The organism is Mycobacterium sp. 1245852.3, from assembly GCF_001669335.1.
GTDB classification, from domain to species: domain Bacteria; phylum Actinomycetota; class Actinomycetes; order Mycobacteriales; family Mycobacteriaceae; genus Mycobacterium; species Mycobacterium europaeum_A.
In genome coordinates, this window is record NZ_LZLL01000112.1 from 1 (window position 1) to 20,240 (window position 20,240).

At 69.4% G+C, this 20,240-nt stretch carries 14 protein-coding genes and 3 pseudogenes; 7 read left to right on the top strand and 10 right to left on the bottom strand.

Going from position 1 to position 20,240, the window contains the following annotated elements:
* A pseudogene (locus tag A9W96_RS32485) lies at positions 1-1,165 on the bottom strand (TIGR00374 family protein); the annotation flags it as partial.
* Positions 1,166-1,335: 170 nt separating this feature from the next.
* Here A9W96_RS32485 and A9W96_RS04925 point away from each other — a divergent pair.
* Positions 1,336-2,286, top strand: coding sequence for a class I SAM-dependent methyltransferase (locus A9W96_RS04925; RefSeq protein WP_066877625.1), 951 nt, complete (start codon positions 1,336-1,338; stop codon positions 2,284-2,286).
* A gap of 2 nt (positions 2,287-2,288) precedes the next feature.
* Entirely contained in the window at positions 2,289-3,236 is a 948-nt protein-coding gene (locus A9W96_RS04930; protein ID WP_066864545.1) for a class I SAM-dependent methyltransferase, read from the top strand.
* 102 nt (positions 3,237-3,338) lie between these two features.
* On the opposite strand, the gene A9W96_RS04935 is transcribed toward A9W96_RS04930, so the two are convergent.
* Complete coding sequence (locus tag A9W96_RS04935) at positions 3,339-4,592, bottom strand: HNH endonuclease signature motif containing protein (RefSeq protein WP_067138213.1); 1,254 nt, start codon at positions 4,590-4,592, stop codon at positions 3,339-3,341.
* 65 nt (positions 4,593-4,657) lie between these two features.
* Positions 4,658-5,389 (bottom strand): TVP38/TMEM64 family protein, encoded by a 732-nt coding sequence (locus A9W96_RS04940; RefSeq protein ID WP_067138215.1) that lies wholly within the window; start codon positions 5,387-5,389, stop codon positions 4,658-4,660.
* Here A9W96_RS04940 and A9W96_RS32490 point away from each other — a divergent pair.
* Positions 5,388-5,627 (top strand): annotated as a pseudogene (locus A9W96_RS32490) (DUF2235 domain-containing protein); the annotation flags it as partial. The gene A9W96_RS04940 and the pseudogene A9W96_RS32490 sit on opposite strands and share 2 nt — an antisense overlap.
* 41 nt (positions 5,628-5,668) lie before the next feature.
* On the opposite strand, the gene recD reads toward A9W96_RS32490, so the two are convergent.
* Genes recD through A9W96_RS04960 form a run of 4 tightly spaced genes read right to left on the bottom strand, consistent with a single transcriptional unit; the run spans position 5,669 to position 14,882 of the window.
* A complete protein-coding gene (recD, locus tag A9W96_RS04945) occupies positions 5,669-7,381 on the bottom strand; it encodes an exodeoxyribonuclease V subunit alpha (protein ID WP_067138217.1) in 1,713 nt (570 codons plus the stop codon).
* Complete coding sequence (gene recB / locus A9W96_RS04950) at positions 7,378-10,680, bottom strand: exodeoxyribonuclease V subunit beta (RefSeq protein WP_067138219.1); 3,303 nt, start codon at positions 10,678-10,680, stop codon at positions 7,378-7,380. Before recB ends, recD begins: the two co-directional genes overlap by 4 nt.
* Complete coding sequence (gene recC, locus A9W96_RS04955) at positions 10,681-13,977, bottom strand: exodeoxyribonuclease V subunit gamma (RefSeq protein ID WP_067138221.1); 3,297 nt, start codon at positions 13,975-13,977, stop codon at positions 10,681-10,683.
* Between the two features lie 38 nt (positions 13,978-14,015).
* Positions 14,016-14,882, bottom strand: a complete 867-nt coding sequence (locus tag A9W96_RS04960) for a cyclopropane mycolic acid synthase family methyltransferase (RefSeq protein ID WP_067138222.1) — start codon at positions 14,880-14,882, stop codon at positions 14,016-14,018.
* Positions 14,883-15,171: 289 nt separating this feature from the next.
* Here A9W96_RS04960 and A9W96_RS04965 point away from each other — a divergent pair, with 289 nt between their 5' ends.
* The 3 genes from A9W96_RS04965 to cynS all read left to right on the top strand — a co-directional run bounded on the left by A9W96_RS04965 (position 15,172) and on the right by cynS (position 17,184).
* Complete coding sequence (locus A9W96_RS04965; RefSeq protein ID WP_066869187.1) at positions 15,172-15,687, top strand: nitroreductase family protein; 516 nt, start codon at positions 15,172-15,174, stop codon at positions 15,685-15,687.
* A gap of 47 nt (positions 15,688-15,734) precedes the next feature.
* A complete protein-coding gene (locus tag A9W96_RS04970) occupies positions 15,735-16,484 on the top strand; it encodes a class I SAM-dependent methyltransferase (RefSeq protein WP_066869482.1) in 750 nt (249 codons plus the stop codon).
* Between the two features lie 244 nt (positions 16,485-16,728).
* Positions 16,729-17,184 carry a cyanase gene (cynS, locus tag A9W96_RS04975; RefSeq protein WP_067138224.1) on the top strand — a complete coding sequence of 152 codons (456 nt, stop codon included), beginning with the start codon at positions 16,729-16,731 and terminating at the stop codon, positions 17,182-17,184.
* Positions 17,185-17,413: 229 nt separating this feature from the next.
* Here cynS and A9W96_RS04980 read toward each other — a convergent pair whose 3' ends face one another.
* The 3 genes and pseudogenes from A9W96_RS04980 to A9W96_RS04990 all read right to left on the bottom strand — a co-directional run bounded on the left by A9W96_RS04980 (position 17,414) and on the right by A9W96_RS04990 (position 19,744).
* Positions 17,414-18,109, bottom strand: a complete 696-nt coding sequence (locus A9W96_RS04980; protein ID WP_067138225.1) for a crotonase/enoyl-CoA hydratase family protein — start codon at positions 18,107-18,109, stop codon at positions 17,414-17,416.
* Positions 18,106-18,959 (bottom strand): annotated as a pseudogene (locus A9W96_RS04985) (hypothetical protein). The gene A9W96_RS04980 and the pseudogene A9W96_RS04985 overlap by 4 nt, the downstream one beginning before the upstream one ends.
* A gap of 71 nt (positions 18,960-19,030) precedes the next feature.
* On the bottom strand, positions 19,031-19,744 hold the full coding sequence (locus tag A9W96_RS04990) for an MBL fold metallo-hydrolase (protein ID WP_066869198.1): 714 nt from the start codon (positions 19,742-19,744) through the stop codon (positions 19,031-19,033).
* 76 nt (positions 19,745-19,820) lie between these two features.
* Here A9W96_RS04990 and A9W96_RS04995 point away from each other — a divergent pair, with 76 nt between their 5' ends.
* The gene (locus A9W96_RS04995) at positions 19,821-20,027 is read left to right on the top strand and encodes a type II toxin-antitoxin system VapB family antitoxin (RefSeq protein ID WP_066869202.1); all 207 of its coding nucleotides are present in this window, start codon (positions 19,821-19,823) and stop codon (positions 20,025-20,027) included.
* Positions 20,028-20,240: the final 213 nt, after the last annotated feature.

A 20,240-nucleotide genomic window follows, 5' to 3' on the forward strand; every position in this document is an offset into this window, starting at 1 on the left:
ACCCACCGAACATCACGGTGTCGTCCTCCACGGTGATGTGGTGGCTGCGCAGGTCACCGTGGGCGATCTGGCGGTCGGGTGGGTGGTGGGCGCGCTGGTGGTGCTCGTCGTCGGCACGCCCGCGCTCGAGGTGCCGTTGGACGCGGCGGTGCGCGCCCTGGCCAAGGCGGGCTTCACCGTCACGCGGCTCACCGTGGTCCGGCCGGCCGGCCGTGGCCCGCTGATCCTTTCGGCGGAGGGCGAATATCTCGGTGACACGGCGCTGATCGAGTTGTACGGCCCGCATCAACGCAGCGGCGGAGCGCTGCGCCAGCTCTGGGGAAAGCTGAAGCTGCGCGACGCCGAAACCGCGCCCCTGGTGACCTCCATGCGCCGCGCCGTCGAACACCGCGCGCTGATGGCGATCGCCATCGGCAACACGGGTCTGGCCAACACGGCGACGGTCGCGGTCGCGCCGCTGGACCGCGGCTGGATGCTGTACTCGCACCGGCGCCCGCTCGGCACCCCCATCGACGAATGCGCGACGACGACTCCCGTTGCCCGGCTGTGGGAATCGCTGAAAGTCCTCAACGACCGCCAGATCGCCCACCAACGAGCGCGCCGGGACGATGGCGCTGACCACCAGATGGATCGGAACGAAGGCCAGCAGCAGGGCCCACCACCAGTGCCGCCAGCGCGCCGGCAGCCAGGGCCCCGACACCGTCAGCACCGCCGCCAGCATCCCGATCCACCGCGGGTCGTCGAGGAACTGCGCCGGCAGCGTGGTCAGCCGGTCGAGGGCGTCGAAGTGCCACCGCGGCGCGGCGAGGCCGGTGCCGCTGATCGACAACAACACGATCGCGCTCAGCCCCGCGGTGGCGTAGGCGCCCAGCAGTTTCCACTGCCCGGCGACGATCAGGCCGATGAGGATCATGAACGGCAACGCCACGATCGCAAGGCCGTAGATCAGGTACGCCACGTCGGATTGGGTCGGCGACAAGACGCCGACGATCTGCGACACGGATCTCTCCAGCGCGATCCACTGCGGGCGGGTGATCACCGAGCCCGTGATCACCAGTGCCAGGAAGAACAACGCCAGGATCAGCCGCAGGATGTCGTTGGTCCGCCGGGTCAACGGCTGCAGCAGGTTGCCGGAAACGATGATGTCGCGCCCGTCAACTCGCATGTATGAAGGATCCTTCGGCTTCGCTCGGCACCGCTGAGCCTTGCTTTCGGCCCGCGCAGTGGCCCGCCGACAAGTTAACGCAATACCCGGTTGGTTGACAGCTTCCACTCATCCGGCGCGCGTAGGGTCGGATAGGTAGGCGTGCTAGCGAATTGGGGGCGGGTGGCGGCGTGGCCAGGACGGACGACGACAGCTGGGAGATCACCGAGAGCGTGGGCGCCACGGCGCTGGGCGTGGCGGCGGCCCGGGCCGCGGAGACCGAGAGCGAGAACCCGCTGATCAGCGATCCGTTCGCGCGGGTGTTCCTGCAGGCCGCGGGAGCGGGCGTGTGGGACTGGTTCGCGGCCCCCAACCTGCCCGCCCAGGTCGCCGAGATCGATCCGGACCTCAAGCCGCGTATGCAGGGGATGGTCGACTACATGGCCGCGCGGACGGCGTTCTTCGACAAGTTCTTCCTCGACGCGACCGGCGCGGGCGTGCGGCAGGTGGTGATCCTGGCGGCCGGGCTGGACTCGCGGGCGTGGCGGTTGCCCTGGCCGGACGGCACCACGGTGTACGAGTTGGACCAGCCGCGGGTGCTGGAGTTCAAGTCCGCGACGCTGCGCGACAAGGGCGCCGAGCCGACCTGCGAGCTGGTCAGCGTTCCCGTCGACCTGCGCCACGACTGGCCGTCCGCCTTGCAGGGCGCGGGATTTGACGCGCACGCGCCCAGCGTGTGGTCGGCCGAGGGGCTGTTGCCGTTTCTGCCGGCGACCGCCCAGGAGTTGTTGTTCGAGCGGGTACAGGCGCTCGGCACGCAAGGCAGCCGGATCGCCGTGGAGGCGCCAGGCCCCGACTTCCTCGACGAGGGCGCCCGCGACAGGCAGCGCCAGACCATGCAGCGGGTGCGCGACCTGATGGCCGAACTGGAGCCCGACCGCGACATTCCCGACGTGCAAGACCTGTGGTACTTCGAGGAACGCGAAGACGTGGCCGACTGGTTAGGTCGGCACGGCTGGGACGTGACGGTCACCCCGGCCCCCGAGCTGATGGCCGGGTACGACCGCAGGCCACCACAAGACATCGACGACGCCACACCACAGACGCTGTTCGTGTCTGCGCATCGGACGAGAGGAAACTGACTGTGCCCAGGACCGACAACGACAGCTGGGAGATCACCGAAAGCGTGGGGGCGACCGCGCTGGGGGTGGCCTCGGCCCGCGCGGCGGAGACCCGTAACGAAAACCCCTTGATCACGGACCCATTCGCGCAGGTTTTCCTTGACGCCGCCGGGGACGGCGTGTGGAACTGGCATTCCGCGGCGCAGTTGCCGGCCGAGATCATCGAGGCCGAGCCGACGTTGCCGCTGCAGATGCAGTCGATGGTCGGTTATATGGCCTCGCGCACAGCGTTTTTCGACAGTTTCTTCCGCGAAGCGACCGGCGCAGGCATTCGCCAGGCGGTGATCCTGGCGGCCGGCCTGGACGCGCGGTCCTGGCGGTTGGCGTGGCCTGCGGGCACGACGGTCTACGAGCTCGACCAGACCAAGGTGCTGGACTTCAAGGCGGCCACGTTGGCCGAACATGGGGCGCAGCCCGCCTGTAATCGCGTCGCGGTGCCGGTGGACCTGCGCCAGGATTGGCCGACCGCGTTGCGGCAGGCGGGTTTTGACGCCGACGCGCCCAGCGTCTGGTCGGCCGAGGGATTGATGCCCTATCTGCCGGCGGCCGCCCAAGAGCTGCTGTTCGAACGCATCCAGGGGCTGACCGCGCCGGGCAGCCGGGTGGCCGTGGAGGCCCTGGGTCCGAAGTTCCTCGACCCGCAGGCCCGCGCCAAGCGCCGCGAGCGGATGGATCGGATCCGCGGGCTGATGGCCGGCGTGGATCCGGATCGTGAGATACCCCGCACCGACGAACTCTGGTATTTCGAGGAGCGCGAGGACGTCGGTGAATGGTTCGGCCGCCACGGCTGGGAGGTGACGGTCACCCCGGCCGACGAATTGATGGCCGGCTATGGGCGTGCGGCGCCCGAGGAGGTTCGCGACTATGTGCCCGGCAATCTGTTCGTCGCGGCGCAGCGCGCGGCGAGCTAGCGCCGATGTCCACGGCGGGGTAGGCGGTCCAGGCGCGAACGAATACCTCTGCGCCCCAACGTTTTAGAGCACCGATGCGTTGCCGGTAGTGGCCCGTCGTCCCTAGTTGTTTGTCGGTGGTGGGTGGGGTTGGAAGGGTGTGTACCACCACCAGTCGGCGCGTTCGCCGATCGGTCCCGGACACGGCGCCACGGTGGGCGGGGGCCCCGTGGGTGGGCGCGCCAGCGATCCCGGGCTCAGTACTCGGCCTTCGTCGTCGCGGACCACGAGTGCGTGTGCGGGTCCGCTGAGGGTGATGACACCCCGATGGTGTGACCGGTGATGGTAGGGACAGAGCAGCACCAGGTTGGCTAGTTCGGTGGGGCCGCCGTCTTCCCAGTGCCGCAGGTGGTGGGCGTGCAGACCGCGGGTGGCACCACAACCCGGCACCACACAGGTGCGGTCGCGATATTCCAGCGCGCGGCGCAGCCGCCGGTTGATCACCCGCGTCGCCCTTCCGGCACCGATGACCTCGCCGCGGCGTTCGAACCAGACTTCGGCAGTGGCATTACAGGTCAGGTAGCGGCGGTCGGCATCGGAGAGCAGCGGACCCAGATGCAGCGCCGCGGTGGGTTTTTCCACGTCGAGGTGCACCACCACGGTGGTGTGCTGCCCGTGCGGGCGCCGCGCCGCCTCGACATCCCAGCCGGTCTGCACCAGGCGCATGAACGCCTCGACCGTGCCCGGCATCGGGGGCCGCTGATCACCCGCGCCGATGGCCTGATCGTGTTTCCACTCGGCGATCAGCGCCTCACGATGCGACGCCAACGCCGCGTCGAACTTCGCCGCATCGGGGTGCGGAAGGGTGATCCGGTAGCAGCTGCCCTGCTCGTCGGAGGTCTTAGTGATCGAGGCCAACGGCCCCCGCCACTCCGGCCGGGGCTCGGGGTCGGGCCGCGGTTCCAGCTTGACCGCGGTACGCAACTGGTTCACCGTGGCCACCGCGGCAAGCTCGGCGTAATGCTCATCAGAACCCTCGCCAGCCCGCGCCGCGATCACCCCAACCTGGTCCAGCGACAGCCGACCCTCCCGCATGCCCGCCGCGCAGCGCGGAAACTCCTCCAGCCGGCTCGCGACGGTGGCGATCGTGCGCGCATTCCCCGACGAACACCCCATCTTCCAGGCCACCAACGCCGGCACCGACCGCGCCCCGGTCATCCCGCACAACTCGTCGCGATCGATCTCGGCCACGATCTCCACGACGCGCCCATCAATCGCATTACGCTGACCGGTCAACTCCGCCAGTTCGTCGAAGAGCTCCCCGAGACGTTCCTTCGGGGACGCTTCGACGCCGGCTGCAGTCGCGGTCGGGGACATGACGCCATCATCACAGCCACCACCGACAAATCCGGGCCGCCCGCGACCGACGTTCGCCAGCGGCCCTAGGATTCGGACGCCGGGTTTCGCTCTCCGTCGTCGCCCGCGTGCCCACGCCATTTGCGGTAGCCGCGATGCGCGGCGAACGCGCCGACGATCGCGCTCACGCACCACACCGCAATCGCTGCGTAGGCCAGCGGCGACGACCGATTCCCGATCGACGCGCCCAGCGCGGTGTAGGCGAATGCCCGTGGCGCCGAACCGATGAAGGCCCCAACACCCATCTGCCACACCGGAACTCCGAAAGCCCCGAACGCATAGGAGGCCAGCGCATCGGAGATGCCGGGGACGAAGCGCTGGCCGACGACCGCCCACAACCCGCCGCGCCCGATCAGGGCGTCCATGCGATCGGCCCGGGCGCTGCCCAGCAGTGCGCGCGCGCTGTCGCGGCCGGCGCGACGACCGACGAAACTGGCGACGATCGCGGTGCCCACCGTCGCGCCCAGCGTCACGAAGACACCCAGCAGCGGACCGAACAGCAACCCACTGCCCGCGGCCAGTATCGAGCCGGGAACGAACAACGCGCCGACCACCGCCGAGACCGCCACGTAGGTCAGCGGCGCCGCCGGCCCGGTGGCCGACACCACGCCCCGGATCTCGTCGATGTTGATCACCCGCGCCACGGCCACCAGATAGAAGACCACGGCCAGAAACGCGGCGAACACGGCGAGCCGCGCGATGTGGGCACGCCGCGAGCCGGGCGGCGGTGCCGGTGCGGGAGCGTCGTCGTCGTCCATGTCGACCGCGATTCTTCCGCATCGCTGCCCGCCCACCCCATCCGGCCATTTCCAACACGGCGCGGTGCGGGGCCCCCGGGAACGCCGCTGGTTCGCACTGCTGACCGAGAAGGCGTTCGGGTCGGGCCTGAAAGACAATGTGGCACAAGCATACTGGTACGTAATGGAGCACTGGCCGCCCGGCGACGCGGTGTACATATTCGGTTTCAGCCGCGGCGCACACACGGCGGGCGCGCTGGCGGGCACGCTCCCAAAGCGCTGGCCAGGCCGGCCCCGCACTTACCTGACCGACCGCAGCCGCTGCCGCAACCCGGTGGCCCGCAGCGCCCGGCGTTCGATCGCCGCGCGGACCGACGCCTCGGGGCCCACCACCCGCACCTTGGTCTTCGCGCGTGTCACCGCGGTGTAGAACAGTTCACGCGTCAGCAGTCGCGAATCCTCCGGCGGTATCAGCACCGTCACCTCGTCGGCCTGGCTGCCCTGGCTCTTGTGGATGGTCATGGCGTGCATGGTCTCCACCTCGCCGAGGCGGCTGGTCGCGAATTCCAGCGGGCCGGTTGCGCCGGCGATGACGGCCCGCAGCCCGTCCGCGCCGGCCACCGTCACGCCCGTGTCGCCGTTGTAGAGGCGTAGGCCGTAGTCGTTCGCCGTCACCAGCAGGGGACGCCCGGCATACCACTGGAACCAGGCCGGCTGTCCGGTCGCCTCGCCAATCCACTTCTGCACCTGGCTATTCCAGTGCGTCGCGCCGTAGGGCCCCTCGCGGTGCGCACACAGCAAGCGATGTTCGTCCAAGGTGGCCAAGGCCTGTGGCACCGCGCCCAGCAGCGCGGCCGAGCGCAGCCGCAACGCGTGCGCAACCAGCACCTCACGCAACCGGTCGGCCGGGCGCTCGGAGTCCACCCACTCGACGTGTTCACCGCCTGCCGTCAACAACTCCAGGACACGGTCCGCGTCACCGACCCGGATCGCCTCGGCCAGGGCGCCGATCGACGTGCCGTATCGGTGCGGGGTGCGCAGGGCGGCCACCCGGACATCGTCGCGACCGGCCAACCCGTCCACCAGGTCGGCCAGCACCGCGCCCGCTTCCACCGAGGCCAACTGGTCGGGGTCGCCGACCAGGATCAGCCGGGTGTCCGGCCGGACGGCTTCGACCAGCCGGGCCATCATGGTCAACGACACCATCGACGTTTCGTCCACCACGATGACGTCGTGTGGCAGCCGATTGCCGCGATTGTGCTTGAACCGCACCGACGTATCCGGCCGGGGCCCCAGCAGCCGATGCAGCGTGGTTCCCGGAAGACCCGTCAGCCGCGCCCTGTCCGCCGCGGGCAGCTCCTGGATTCCCGCGGCCACCGCTTCGGCCAGCCGGGCCGCCGCCTTGCCGGTCGGTGCGGCCAGCGCGATCCGGGGGCGGGGCCGGCCGGCACGCTCGGCCTGTTCGACCAGCAGGGCGAGCAGGCGGGCGATCGTGGTGGTCTTGCCGGTCCCGGGCCCGCCGGTCAACACGGTCAGCGCCTGCGACACCGCGATCTCGGCGGCGGCCCGCTGCTCGTTGTACCCGGACGGGAAAAGCCGGTCGTAGGTGGCTGATTCGACGCTGGCGGGCGTCACCGAAAGCGCCAGCAGGTCGGTGCACACTTGCTCTTCCTCGAGCCAGTACCTGTCGAAGTACAGCAGATCCCCGAGCAGCCTCAGCACTGGCGGCGTCTGCAGCATTGCGCTGGCCCGCACCGCCGCCATCCAGTCGTCGGCCTCCGGCCAGGGCAGGTCGGGCGCACTCACCTGCGCGGGCACCGCGCGCAGATCGACGCACACCGACCCGCCCCGCAGCGCGCGCACCACCAGGGCGACCGCGAGCGCCACCCGCTCGTCGGGCTCGTCGGTGAGTGCGGTAAGCCGTTGCGCAACATGGATATCGGCGGGCTCGAAAACGCCGGCATCGGCGAACGTGCGCAGCAGCCCGGTCGCGAACATGGCTTCGACCGTCATGCGGCCACCCCCCGCGCGTCGAGCAGGTCCGACAGCGCCGCAACCAACGGCCAGGGCGGCTGCCAATCGAAGACCCCCGCCGGGTGGCCGTCGAGCACCGGCGTGTCGGCACCACACATGCCTCGCAGGAACAGATACAGGACGCCGCCGAGATGCCGGCTCGGGTCGTAATCTGCCAACCGCCACCGCAAAAACCGGTGCAGCACAGCGCAATACAGTAGCGCCTGCAGCGGATAGTCCGAATGCAACATCGCCTCGGCCATCCGTGGCCGGTCGTAGTCGGCGGCGGTCAGCGGTCGCTCCGGTTCCCCGAGCCGGTTCGTCTTGTAATCCACCACCACGAACCGGTGCCCGGTGCCGTCCGGAACGCGGAGCACGGCGTCGACGGAACCGGTGAGGTATCCGCGCAGCGACTGATCGCCCAGGCCCGGTTCGGCCAGCCGGTCGGCATACGATGCCAGCACGTCGTCGTGCGGCAGGTGCTCGCGCAACAGCGGCGCCAGATCCGCCAGCCGGACCGGGGTAGCCGTCGACCGACGGTCGCCGCCGGCCAGCGGCAGCTCAAAGTCCAGCTCGCGCAGGCGGTCTGACAATCCGATCTGGCGCAGCGTGATCCCGCCCGTCAACGCACCCAGCGGCGTGTCGTGCATCGGCACCATCGCCGCGGCCAGCTCCTCGGGGGCAACGGCAACCGGCCACCACGTTGAGTGCGTCCGGATCTGCGCCTCCAGCTCGGCGGCCAGGTCCGCGGCGAAGGGGTCGGCCGTCTCCAGCACGGCGTGCACCAGCGTGCCGAACGTGGCGCCCGCGGGAAGGTCGGCCATCGGCGAGGGCACGTCCGGCCCGGACACCGCGGACACCAACGGGATGTCGCCGGCTTCGTCGTCAAGCTCGTCGATTTCGGGTTCGCTGCTCACCCCGCTGGTTTGCGCCGCCCGGATCAGACCGGAATACGAGGTGCGCCGCCAGCCGGTGTCGATGCCGCGGTGGAAGTGGCGATTCTCCAGGCGCGCGGGCACCGGCCCGGCGGGCAGCGTCGGGGCCGCCGCCACCAGCGACTCCTCGATGACCGGGCCGCCGGCCGCCTCCCACTCGCGCAGCCGGGCCAGGGCGTCGTCGTCGGAGACCTTCGCGGGTTCGCACCGGTCCGGCACCACCGGCTCGCCGGGCCGGCGGCCGCGCAGCAGCCGCGACAGGCCGCCGTTGGGCTCGTAGTACGCCGGCGACCACCACGCCACCACCTGGGACTGCGCCCTGGTGAGCGCGACGTAGGTCAGGCGGCTGTCGTCGCTGGCGTCCTCTTTGCGGCCCAGTCGCTCAACGGTTTTGAAGTCGGGGCTGTCCTTGCCCCCGACGTGCAGGCAACGCGTGCCGTCCTCATCGTGGAACAGCACCACGTCGCTGTCCTGGGTGTTGCGATTGAACGCGAACGGCAGGTACACGATCGGGTACTGCAGGCCCTTGCTGACGAAGACGGTCATGATCTGGACGGCGGCGGCGTCGCTGTCGAGCCGGCGATTGCGTTCCGGTGCGCCGCTGCGCTCGTCACGCTGCCGGCGCAGCCAATCGCGCAGCGCGGGCAGGCTGTAGTGCTCGCGGTGCGCGACATCCTGCAGCAGCTGGGTGACATGGGCCAGGTCGGTCATGTGCCGCTCGCCGCCCTGCCAGGCGAGCACGCGGTTGCCCATGCCCAGCAATTGAGCGGCCTCGAAGATGGCCGCGACGCCGCGTTCGCGGGCGTGACCGGCCCACTCCCGCAAGGTTTTCGCGATCCGATCCGTGAGCGCGTCGCCGCCGGCCACCAGCGACTCGGCCGTCTCGCCGAAGAACATCGTCGCCGCGGCCGCGCGCACCATGCCGGGCCGGTGCGGTTGGTCGAAGGCTTCCAGCAGGCACAGCCAGTCCTCGGCCGCCTCGGAGGTGAACACGTCGGAGTTGCCGGTGTAGACCGCGGGAACGCCCGCATCGCAGAGCGCGGTGAAGCAGGCGTGCGCGTCTCGGTGCTTCTCCACGATCACCGCGATGTCGCGGGCCTGCAGCGGTCTGCCGCCGAAGGTGGCACCGCTGGCCAGCAGCGCGCGGATGTCGGACGCGAGGTCCGCCCCGATGTGCTTGCGCACCTGGTCGATCGGAAGGTTCGCAATACCGCGGCGGCCCAAGGTCTTCCGCGCCACCACGCGCAGCCGGAACGGCTCGTTGTGCGGCGCACCGGCGAGCCGGTGGCCGCGGTGATGCGCGTCGACGTCGTTCACGACGATCGCGGGGTCACCGAGCTGCGCGCCGCGCAGCACCACCTGCAACCGTTGCAGCAGCGCGGAGTCGCTGCGCCAGTTGGTGTCCAGCGTCTTGCGCTGGCCCGCCGTCTGGGCCGCCCGCAGATACGTGACGATGTCACCGCCGCGAAACGCATAGATCGCCTGCTTCGGGTCGCCGATGAGAATCACGGTGGAGCGCCCGCTGAACGCCCGGTCGATCACCTGCCACTGCACCGGGTCGGTGTCCTGGAACTCGTCGACCATGACGATCGGCCAGCGTTGATGCATGCGCAGCCGGGCGGGGGAGCCCTCGGTGGCCAGCGCCTCCGCCAGCCGGATCAGCAGGTCGTCATAGCCGAGCACGCCCAGCCGCCGCTTACGTGTCTCCAGTTCGGCCAGAACATCATTGGCGAACCTGAGGCTGACGGCGGCCCGCGAGTCCGGATCCGGGTCGCGCGGCCGCAGCTGGGTCGACGGGTTCTTCACCACCTCGCGGGCCAGCCGCAGCGCCTCGCGGTAGTGCAGCACCGGATCGTCGCGTTCCTGGCCGAAGTGGGCCAGGTACAGATCGTCGACGATCTCGGTCACCAGGTCATCGAGGCTGTCGAGCAACGTCACGCTCGCGGCGGTGTCGCCGGCCACGCCGAGCGAGCGCAACACCAGCTGGCAGAACTGGTGGGTAGTGGCGATCGTCGCCGCGTCGAAACCGGCCAGCGCGTCGCGGAGACGCTGCCGGCGCGCCGCGCGCTGCTCGTCGGTGCCCTCGAGCAGGTGCGCCACCACCTGGTTGTCGCCGACGGTCGACGGATCGGCGAAAGCGCGTACCGCGTCGACCATTTGACAGCGGACGCGTTCGCGCAGCTCCTGGCTGGCGGCCCGGCCGAAGGTGATGAGCAGCATCTGGTCCAGCGCCGCCACGCCCTCGGCGACATATCGGGTCACCAGCGAAGCCAGCGCGAAAGTCTTGCCGGTTCCCGCGCTGGCCTCCAGCACCGTGGTGGACCGCTCGGCCGGCAGCGGACCCAACAGGTCAAAGCGTTCCATCTACACCGGCTCCCGCTCGGCGCGCAGCATCGGCAGCCAGACCCGGGCGGCGTAGGCGCCGAGCCGGTTGTCTTCGCCGTCGCACTCCTCGCCCGGCCGCACGGGTTGCATCAGCTCGTCGAGCGGGGCTCCCTTTCCCCACGCCCGCACGTGCGCCGGGGCCTGGTCCTCGCCCGGGAAGCGGTCACTGGATCTCCACCGGTAACGGGCCTCGGTCACCGGGTCCTCGCCGCCGTGCCGGGCGGCCGCCCAGGCGTAGGACGTCTTGATGGGCAAGGGAATCGGCTCACGCCGCCCGGCGTCGTAGACCGCCACCAGCTCGCGCAGTATCTCGGTGGCGTCCTCACCCTCGCGCGGCCGCCCCAGGCCCTCCACCCGGGTGGTGGTCCCCCGGCGCATGCGGCCGATGCACACCGCCGACCAATCCCGGCCGGGGTCATGAGCGACCAACGCCAGCAATGGGATCCACGATTCGAGCAGATGCTTGCCGTCCAGCCGGGAATACGTCACCGACACCAACCGGTCGCCGTACACCGGTGACACCGTGCCGGTGAGGCGTCGCCCGCCGCCGAGGTCGACGTCGACGTCATAGGCGGCCGCCGGGCGCTGACTCTCCATGTGACGCATCGCCTCGCGCGCCAACAGTGCCGCCTGGTCCCGGATCTCGGTGACCTTGCGCCAGCCCAGCTGGCCCGGGGGCAGCGTGCCGCGGCGCCACTCGGCTTGCCGCGCATCGTCGGGTGTCATGCCGCGCAGGATGTCGCCCAGCATCCGGTCGCCGACCGTCCACTCCTCGAGGCCGTCGATGTCAACCGGTATCGCGTCCTGCACGCCGTCGACGTCGTAGGGCAGCGTGAATTCCAGCGCGCGGAAGAAGCCCTTGACCGGATCCTTGAAGAAGCCGACGAGGTCGGCGAGGATGACGTCGTCCGCCGGCGGTGGGGGCAGCGGCGCCGAGATGAATTTCGGTCGTGCGCTGTGGTCGCCGGCGGTGGCGCGTGCCGCGCGCAACACCGTGGGGTCGAAACTGAACGGCACCTCCGGCACCAGCCGGCCAGGGATCACATTGCGAATGTCGAAGGGCTGCAACGGATGTTGGACGACGATGCGGTCGCGCACCTTGACCGGCGTGGTCACGTCGAGGGTGTCGAGCAGTTCGGCCAGCGGCACCGCCGGGGGACGCGGCTGCCCCGAGTACTCATTGGCGCCGGTGTAGGTGATGACCAATTTCTCGGTGGCCGCGCCGATCGCGTCGAGCAGCAGTTGCCGGTCCTCGGAACGGATGTCGCGTTCGCCGGTCACCGGGCAGCGGGCCAGCGCGTCGTCACCGTCGCCGATGCCGAGCCGTGGGAACAGCCCGTCGTCGAGGCCCACCAGGCACACCACCCGGTGTGGCACCGAGCGCATCGGCACCATGGTGCACACCGTGAGGGTGCCGGTGCGGAAGTTGGCCCGGGTCGGCCGACCGGAGAGGCGCCGGGTCAGCAGCGCGCGAACGTCGGCCAGGCGCAGCGGGGTGTCGCCGCGGGATCCGGCGTGCGCGGCGGTCTGGGCGAACTCGCGTTGCATCTGACCGGTCTGCCAGGCGTCCGCATCGCTGACCCGGGTCAACATCGTGACGCCGTCGGTCAGGGTGGCCAGCCATTCGGTCAGCGGCCGGGCGCCGGTGAGCGAGTCCAGGACATGCTGGAGCCGCGCGACGAATTCGGCGAACTGGCCGGCCAATTGGACGCGATTGCTGCTGACGTCGTCAAGTGGCAGCGTCGCGTCGATCCACGCGTTCGAATCGTCCGACATCGCGACGCCGGCCAGGATCCGGTCGATGCCGAAACGCCATGTGTTGTGTACGAAGTCGACGTGATAGGGCCGGCGATGCTGCTGATCCAATCCCCACCGGATGTTGGCCTGCCGGACCCAGCGGGTGATGGCCTCCAGATCGTCGTCCGTGAACCCGAATTGCGCACGCACGGGCGGGGCCTGCGCCAGGTTGAGCACCTCGCTGGCCGTCACCCGGCCGGCCGCCAGCGCCAGCAGCTGCGCGGCCACCCCCAGCAGCGGATTGGTCTGGATCGGCGAGCGGTCCGCCAGCCGCACGCGCAGCTGGTGGGCCGGATGCGCGCCGTGCACCACGTCGCCCAGGCCGAAGTCGGCCACGATCAGCGGCGCGTAGGTCTCGATGTCCGGGCACATCACCAGGATGTCGCGCGGCTCGAGCGTCGGGTCGTCCTGCAACAGGCCGAGCAGCACCTCGCGCAGCACGTCGACCTGGCGGGCCGGACCGTGGCAGTTGTGGATCTGCACCGATCGGTCGTCGGCGGCCAGCGTGCGCCCAAGTGGGCGAACGGCATTGGCGGCGATGTCGGACTGCAGCCAGCCGAGCAGCGTGTTCGGGCGGACGTCGCCGGGTAGGTAGTCGTCCGTCCGCGCGTCCGCCGGCAGGCTGCGTTGCAGTTCACGCAGGTCGCGTCCCAGCGTCGCGAGCAGCGGATGGGACACCGCGCGATGGCTGACGTCGTCGCGCCGGGGAATCGCGCCATGCGCGCCGGCCAGCGCGCGCCACAGCTCGTCGCTGGGGTGCGGTAGCCACAGATGCAGCTCGTGGTGGGCGGCCACCGCCTCCAACAGCTCGACGTCGGTGCGGGTCAATCGGGTATGCCCGAACAGCGACAGCCGCGGCGGCAGCGCGCTGGGCGCCGCCTTCAGCCGCGCGATGGTCTTCCCGTGACGGACGTGCGGCGGGTCGGCGGCGACCCGCGTGACCAGCGCCCGCCACAGCTGCGGCTGCCAGCGCAGGTCCTCGTCGAGATCGCCGATGTCCCCGTTGCCCCAGTCGACGAGCAGCTGCGGGCGCTGCCGGGCGTAGGAGTCGAACAGCCCGGCCAGCCGGCGCGCGACCTCGTATCGCCTGCCCTGGCGCAGCTCGGCCTCCGCGCCGGTGTGGAAATGACCGACATGCGATGCCAGCGTGCGGCACCACGGTTCGTCCAGCGAGCAGTCGATGGCCTCCAGCAGGGGCCACACCATCGCGTCCGGTGACCACGGATCGTCGTCGGCGGTGCCGGTGATCTCGGCGATCAACGAGCCCGGGCTGCGAAACGCCACCCCCGCGCACACCCCGTCGCCGCCGCGCGCTCCCAGGACATGGGACAGCCGCTGGCTGAGCCAACGTTCCACGCCGCGCGCGGGCACCACGACCAGTTCGGTGGCGAACGGGTCGGGCAACGGGTTGGCCAGCAGGGCGCCGAGGCCGTCGGCCAGGAGATCGGTGCGCTCGGCACGGTGCAGATGAAGCGGCATTGCGGTGTCACGATAAACCCCGACACCGACGCGGTGGCCTACTTCGCCAGCGTGAACTGGTTGACGTCGATGTATCCGGCCCGGAATGCGTCGGCGCAGCCCGTCAGGTACCGCATGTAGCGCTGGTAGACCTCTTCGGACTGGATCTCGACGGCCTCGCGGTGGTGCGCCTGCAAGGCCTCGGCCCAGTGGTCGAGGGTGCGGGCGTAGTGCAACCGCAGCGACTGCCTGCGTTTCAGGTTGAAGCCCATCTTCGAGGCGTGGAACTCCACGATCTCGATCGCCGGCAGCTGGCCGCCCGGGAAGATCTCGGTGGCGATGAACTCGTTGAAGCTCGTCTGCTCCTCGGTCATTGGCAGCTCACGCTCGACGATCTGCTGCGGGGTCAGCATGGTGATGGTGTGCAACAGCATCACCCCGTCGTCGGGCATGGTGCGGTGGGCCATCGCGAAGAAGTCGTCGTAGCGGTCGTAGCCGAAGTGCTCGAACGCGCCGATGGAGACGATCCGGTCCGCGTACCCGTCGAACTCTTCCCAGCCGTGCAGCAGCACCTGCTTGCTGCGTTCGGTGTCCAACGAGTCGAAGAGCTTCTGCACGTGCGCGGCCTGGTGCTCGGACAGCGTCAGACCGATGACGTTGACGTCGTAGTTCTCCAGCGCGCGGCGCATCGTGCCGCCCCAGCCGCACCCGATGTCCAGCAACGTCATGCCCGGTCGCAGGCCCAGCTTGCCCAGCGAGAGGTCCATCTTGCGCAGTTGCGCCTCTTCCAGCGATATGTCCCGGTTGCGATCCCAGTACGCGCAGCTATACGTCATGGTGGGGTCGAGGAACAACCGGAAGAAGTCGTCGGACAGGTCGTAATGGGCCTGTACCTCTTCGAAGTGCGGCGTCAGGTGCTCTGCCACGGCGGGTACCCGCCTTTCTGACTTGGGGCCATTCGGTTGTTGACGAGCGGGCCGCTCATTTGGTTCACCCCGGCTTCCCGGAAACGCGATAGTCAAACCCAACCGGCCGGCAACCGCGGCCGTCTCGCGCAGAACGTGTTGAGCTGTGGCCCAAGGTGTTTGGCTGCGTTGGCGCCCGTGCACTCACATGTGTCGGGGCTAGACTGCGGGCGAACGCGCAATCGCCACCTGGGAATTCACCAGATCCTACGCCGGTTGACGCGGGAAAACAGTTACTGGAGGCAACCAGATGGAAGCTTGGGACGCGATTCGTGCACGTCGCAACGTCCGGGAGTACCAGCGCAAGCCGATACCGGCCGAGGACCTGGACCGCATCGCCGAAGCGGGCTGGCGCGCGCCCTCGGCGAAGAACCGCCAGCCGTGGGACTTCGTCATCGTCACCGACGGCGACCAGCTGGCCGAGCTGTCCACGGTCTGGCGGGGCGCCGGTCACATCGCCGGGGCGGCGGCCGCGATCGCCATCGTGGTCCCGGTGCCGCCCGACGAGCGCCGAGTGGTGACCGACAACTACGACGTCGGCCAGGCCACCATGGCGATGATGATCGCCGCCACCGACCTGGGGATCGGGACCGGTCATTCGTCGGTGGGCGAGCAGGACAAGGCGCGCGCCATTTTGGGCGTGCCCGACGAGTACCTGGTGGCTTTCCTGCTCGGGCTGGGCTACCCCGCCGATCGCCCGCTCGCGCCGATCCGCAAGCCGAACCGGCGGCCGTTCGCCGAGGTGGTACACCACGGCCGTTGGTAGAGCGTTCGGTGAAAAACCTTCGGCGCCTTGGTCCTAAGATGATCGGCGTGCACGACCATCGCGGCGATTACGGAATAGACGGTTCCTTTCACACCGTGTCGCCGCGCGCGCAGGCAGTAGGCATCGCCGCTCAGGCTGCCGGCCTGGCCGCGTTCGCCGGAATCAGCTGGGCGCGCGGCAAGCGGCTGCGGGCGGCCTTGGCCGCGGTGTCGTCCGCCGGCGTCGCGGGCGCCGTCGCCCTGTACATGTACGCCACCCGGGCCGGAAAATTCGTGGTCTGGGACCGGGTTCTCAGCGACCTGCGCCTGGCGGGCGACGAAACCGTGCTCGACCTCGGCTGCGGCCGGGGCGCGGTGTTGCTGGCGACGGCCAAGCGGTTGCCCCGGGGCCGCGCGATTGGCGTCGACCTGTGGCAGGCCGACCAGACCGACAACTCCGAGCGGGCCACGCTGGCCAACGCGGTGGCCGAAGGCGTCGCCGATCGGATCGAATTGCACACCGCGGACATGACCGCGCTGCCCTTCGCCGACGCAAGCGTCGACGTGATCGTCAGCAACCTGGCTATCCACAACATCCCCGGCCACGCCGGCCGGCGCCGGGCGCTCGAGGAAGCCGCGCGCGTGCTGCGGCCGGGCGGGCGGCTCGCCATCGCCGACCTGTGGGAGACGCGCCAACACGCCGCCCGGCTGCGCGAACTCGGCTGGCGCAACGTGCGGCGGCGCAATCTCGGCTGGCGCATGTGGTACGGCGGCCCCTGGTTCTCCACCCGCTTGGTCACCGCCACCAAGCCGGAATGAGCCCGGGCGGGTAGGGAGCTGTAGCCGGCAGGGGGTGGGTAGATATCGCCACCGTTTCAGCTAGCGCACGCGCTAGCTGAAACGGCGAAGCATCAGTGGTCCGGACACGGCTCGGCGCAACTACCCTTCCCTTGCCACCACGCGCTGGCCCAGCAGCAGGGGATCGACCACTTCAGCCATAACGTTTGAGTATGCCGAAGCGTGCGACTGCGCCGGACCGGACCGCAGGGCATGCTTGAGCGCTATGAACAGAACCGAAATCACCGAACAGGTCGTTTTAGCCCGGCTCCGTCAGGGGCTGACGTGGCAGGAACTGGCCGACGCGATCGACCGGCCGCTGCTGTGGACCACCGCCGCGCTGCTCGGCCAGCATCCGATTCCGGTGGAGCAGGCCAAGGTTCTGGCCGAAAAACTCAAGCTCGACGAGTCCGCGGTAGCCGTGCTGGGGGCGCCGCCCATGCGCGGCGGGCTGCCCACCGCGGTCCCCACCGACCCCACCATCTACCGCTTCTACGAGGCCCTGCAGGTTTATGGCGGCGCCCTCAAGGAGGTGATCGCCGAGCAGTTCGGCGACGGCATCATGAGCGCGATCAACTTCAGCCTCGACGTGCAGAAGAAGCCGCACCCGTCCGGCGACCGTGTCGTGGTGACGTTCGACGGGAAATTCCTTCCCTATCAATGGGTTGCGGCCGACGACTGACACGGGGTTGCCGAGTGAAGTGACGGCACGCCGCGCACGTGCCAGACTGGCGTCGAGGAGGCGAGCTGAACGCGGTGGCGGCCATTGGCGGCCACCGCGTTCGCCGTTTCAGCTCATCAAGACCTGCGGGGTCCGTGTTCCCCACGGGTCCGCGATGCGATCTATGGCCATTCCGGTGACTTCCCCGGCAGCGGCACGCGAACCGAGGCGGGCGGACGCCCTTAGCAGATCACACGCCGAATTCGGCTTCGATCCCGTCGATGCCGGCGCGGATGGCCGCCAGGGCGTCGGCGCGGGCGCGCAGCTTGGTGGCGGCGTGCGCGCGCTGATGCAGCCCGGCGAACTCCCGCGCGGCCTCCTCGGCGCGGTCGACCACTACCTCGGGAAACACGATCTCGTCGATAAAGCCTGCGGCGAGGGCGGTTTCACCGAAGAAGGTCTTGGCCAGCCCGCTGGCTTGCTGGTAGGCCGACGGCGTCAACCGCAGCTTCATGATTTCCAGGGCGGCATAGGGGATGACCATGCCGATCGCGACCTCGTTGGCCTGGATGTTGTACGCGTGCGCGGCAATTCGGTGATCACCCGCCGACAGCAAAAACGCCCCCATCGCGATGGCGTGGCCGGTGCAGGCCATCACCACCGGCTTCGGATGGGACAGCAGGCGATGCGCCAGCTCGAATCCGCCGCGCAGCATGTCGATCGCGGGCTGCACCTCGCCGGAGGTGAGGATCTTCAGGTCGAAGCCCCCGCTGAACACCCGCTCGTTCCCGGTGATCACCAGCGCCCCGGCGTTGTCCGCCTCGGCCCGGTCGATCGCGTCGTTGAGCGCCTGCTGCATGGTCGGGCCCAGCGCGTTGACCTTGCCGTCGTCCATCTTGATGACGGCGATGGAGTCTTTGGTGCTGTAGTGAACCGGGGCGGTCATCGGTTGCTCCTTGCCGTCAGGCGGGCTGGCTGTGGTGTTTGCCCAGGTCGTCTTCGGCGTTACTCCAGCGCAGGCTGACATCGGTGGGTTCGTCGAGTTGGCGGGTGCGCCATCGGTCCTGGGTTTCCCGGACCGCGGCGTTGATCCGCTCGATCTCGCTGCGGAACACCTCGGGACGGGTTTCCTTGCTGGCGTAGTGGAAGTAGGTCAGCAGGCCGCGCAGCAGCTCCAGCTTCTCCTTCTCCCGCTTCGCCAGGTCATGGGTGGTCATCAACTCGATGCGCTGCACGGGCGGCAGAGCGTCCCAATCCAGCACCACGTCGGTCTGCAGCGGCGAACGCTCGCGCTGCCAGAACCGCCGGGCGTGCGGCCGATCCGGCCGGTCGTGATAGGTCACGGTGCCGGTGAAGCGGGATTCGATGCCGCTGCCGATCTCGGCGCGGTCGAGCGCGGAATCCCACACCATGCGCCATTCCTGGCCCGGGGCCAGCATCGGCAGCTCGCGGGGGAGCCGCAATTCGACGACGTCGGCGTAGCCGTCGGTGGCGTTTTCGTACTCGGCCACCGTGGGGGGATTGTCGAAGGAAAAGCTGATGTCGTAGGCCGCGGTCCGGCCGAAATTGCGGACCACCAGCTCGATCACGTGCCAGTCGGCCGAATGCGGCTCCATGAACATCGCGACGTGGGGGCGGGTCTGCTCGGCCGCCGCGCGGCGATTGCGGTTGATCTGGCTGTTGGTGAAGACCAGCGTGACCACTGCCAGGACGATCGCCGCCCACGCTGCCCACGCAATCCAGGTGCCGGACCCGACGTGCGTGACTTCATGCCAGCTGTCCTGGATCCAACCCATGGAATCCACCCTCCGCTTATATCACAGAAGGCGGCCGCCGGATGGCCATCACCGAGCGATCCCCGGGCCGCTCAGCCGCCCATCAGCATTCGCCATTGGTCGAGGTCCGCGGCCCGATACACGTAGTTGGAACGCTTGACCTCCGAGAGCGAGGCGCTGGGCTCCGCCGAATACCAATGGCCGGGAAACACGGTCGGGTCACCGGGCAGGGTCGCGAGCCGCTGCAGGCTGCGGTACATCTCGTCGGAGTCGCCGCCGGGGAAGTCGGTGCGCCCGCAGCCCTCCAAGAACAACGTGTCACCGGCGACCAGGCGGCCGTCGAGCAGGAAGCACTGGCTGCCCGGCGTGTGGCCGGGGGTGTGCAGCAACTCGATCTCGATGTCGCCGATGCTGACCTTGTCATGGTTCTCGTGGGAGGTCAGGTCGCTGCGGCTTATCCCGGTGACACGCGAAACCCACAGTGCCTCATGGGTATTGACGTGCACCGGCACGGGTGCCCGCTCCAGTAGTTCGGCCAGGCCCGCCAGCGCGAAGCCCATCATGGACCCGCCCACGTGGTCGGGGTGGTGATGGGTCACCAGCACCCCCGACAGGTGCATGCCGTCGGCCTCGAGCGCGTCGAGCAGGTCGCCTGCGGCGTACGCCGGGTCGACGACGACGCAGTCGCCGGTTTGCCGGTCGCCGATCAGGTAGGCGAAGTTGCGCATCTGCGTCGCCATCATGTCGCCGGCGGCGAAGTCGCGACCGGAGAGCAGTTGACGAAAGTACAGCCGGTCCTCTGGCACGTGACCAGACTAGGGCCTCGGCTCACACGGCCGGTTGCGGCCCGTTGGGCCGGTGTCCGCTGGGTATTGTTGGCGCATGAAGAAGAAGGTTGAAATCGAGCTGGACGTCGATCTGGTCGATGAGGCGATCCGCCGGTTTCATCTCCTCGACGCGCGCGAGGCCGTCAATCTCGCGTTGCGGACCCTGCTCAACGAGAGCGATTCCGTCGAACAGGACGACGAGTACGACGAGTTCAGCGACCTGGGCGCTTGGCGGCCCGGGCACCGGTCCGGCGGCAGCTGACGTTTGCCGCGGCTACGCCGATCGCCGGGTGAGCCGCGGTTGCCCACGACCCGCCCTCGACCGGGCTTCGCGTGGTTTGGTTCCGCTGCAAGCCAGGCTGTACCCTCTTTTAGGCCCGCGCGGAGGAGATCGCTTCGGGTGCACGGCCCCCTTAGCTCAGTCGGTAGAGCGTTTCCATGGTAAGGAAAAGGTCAACGGTTCGATTCCGTTAGG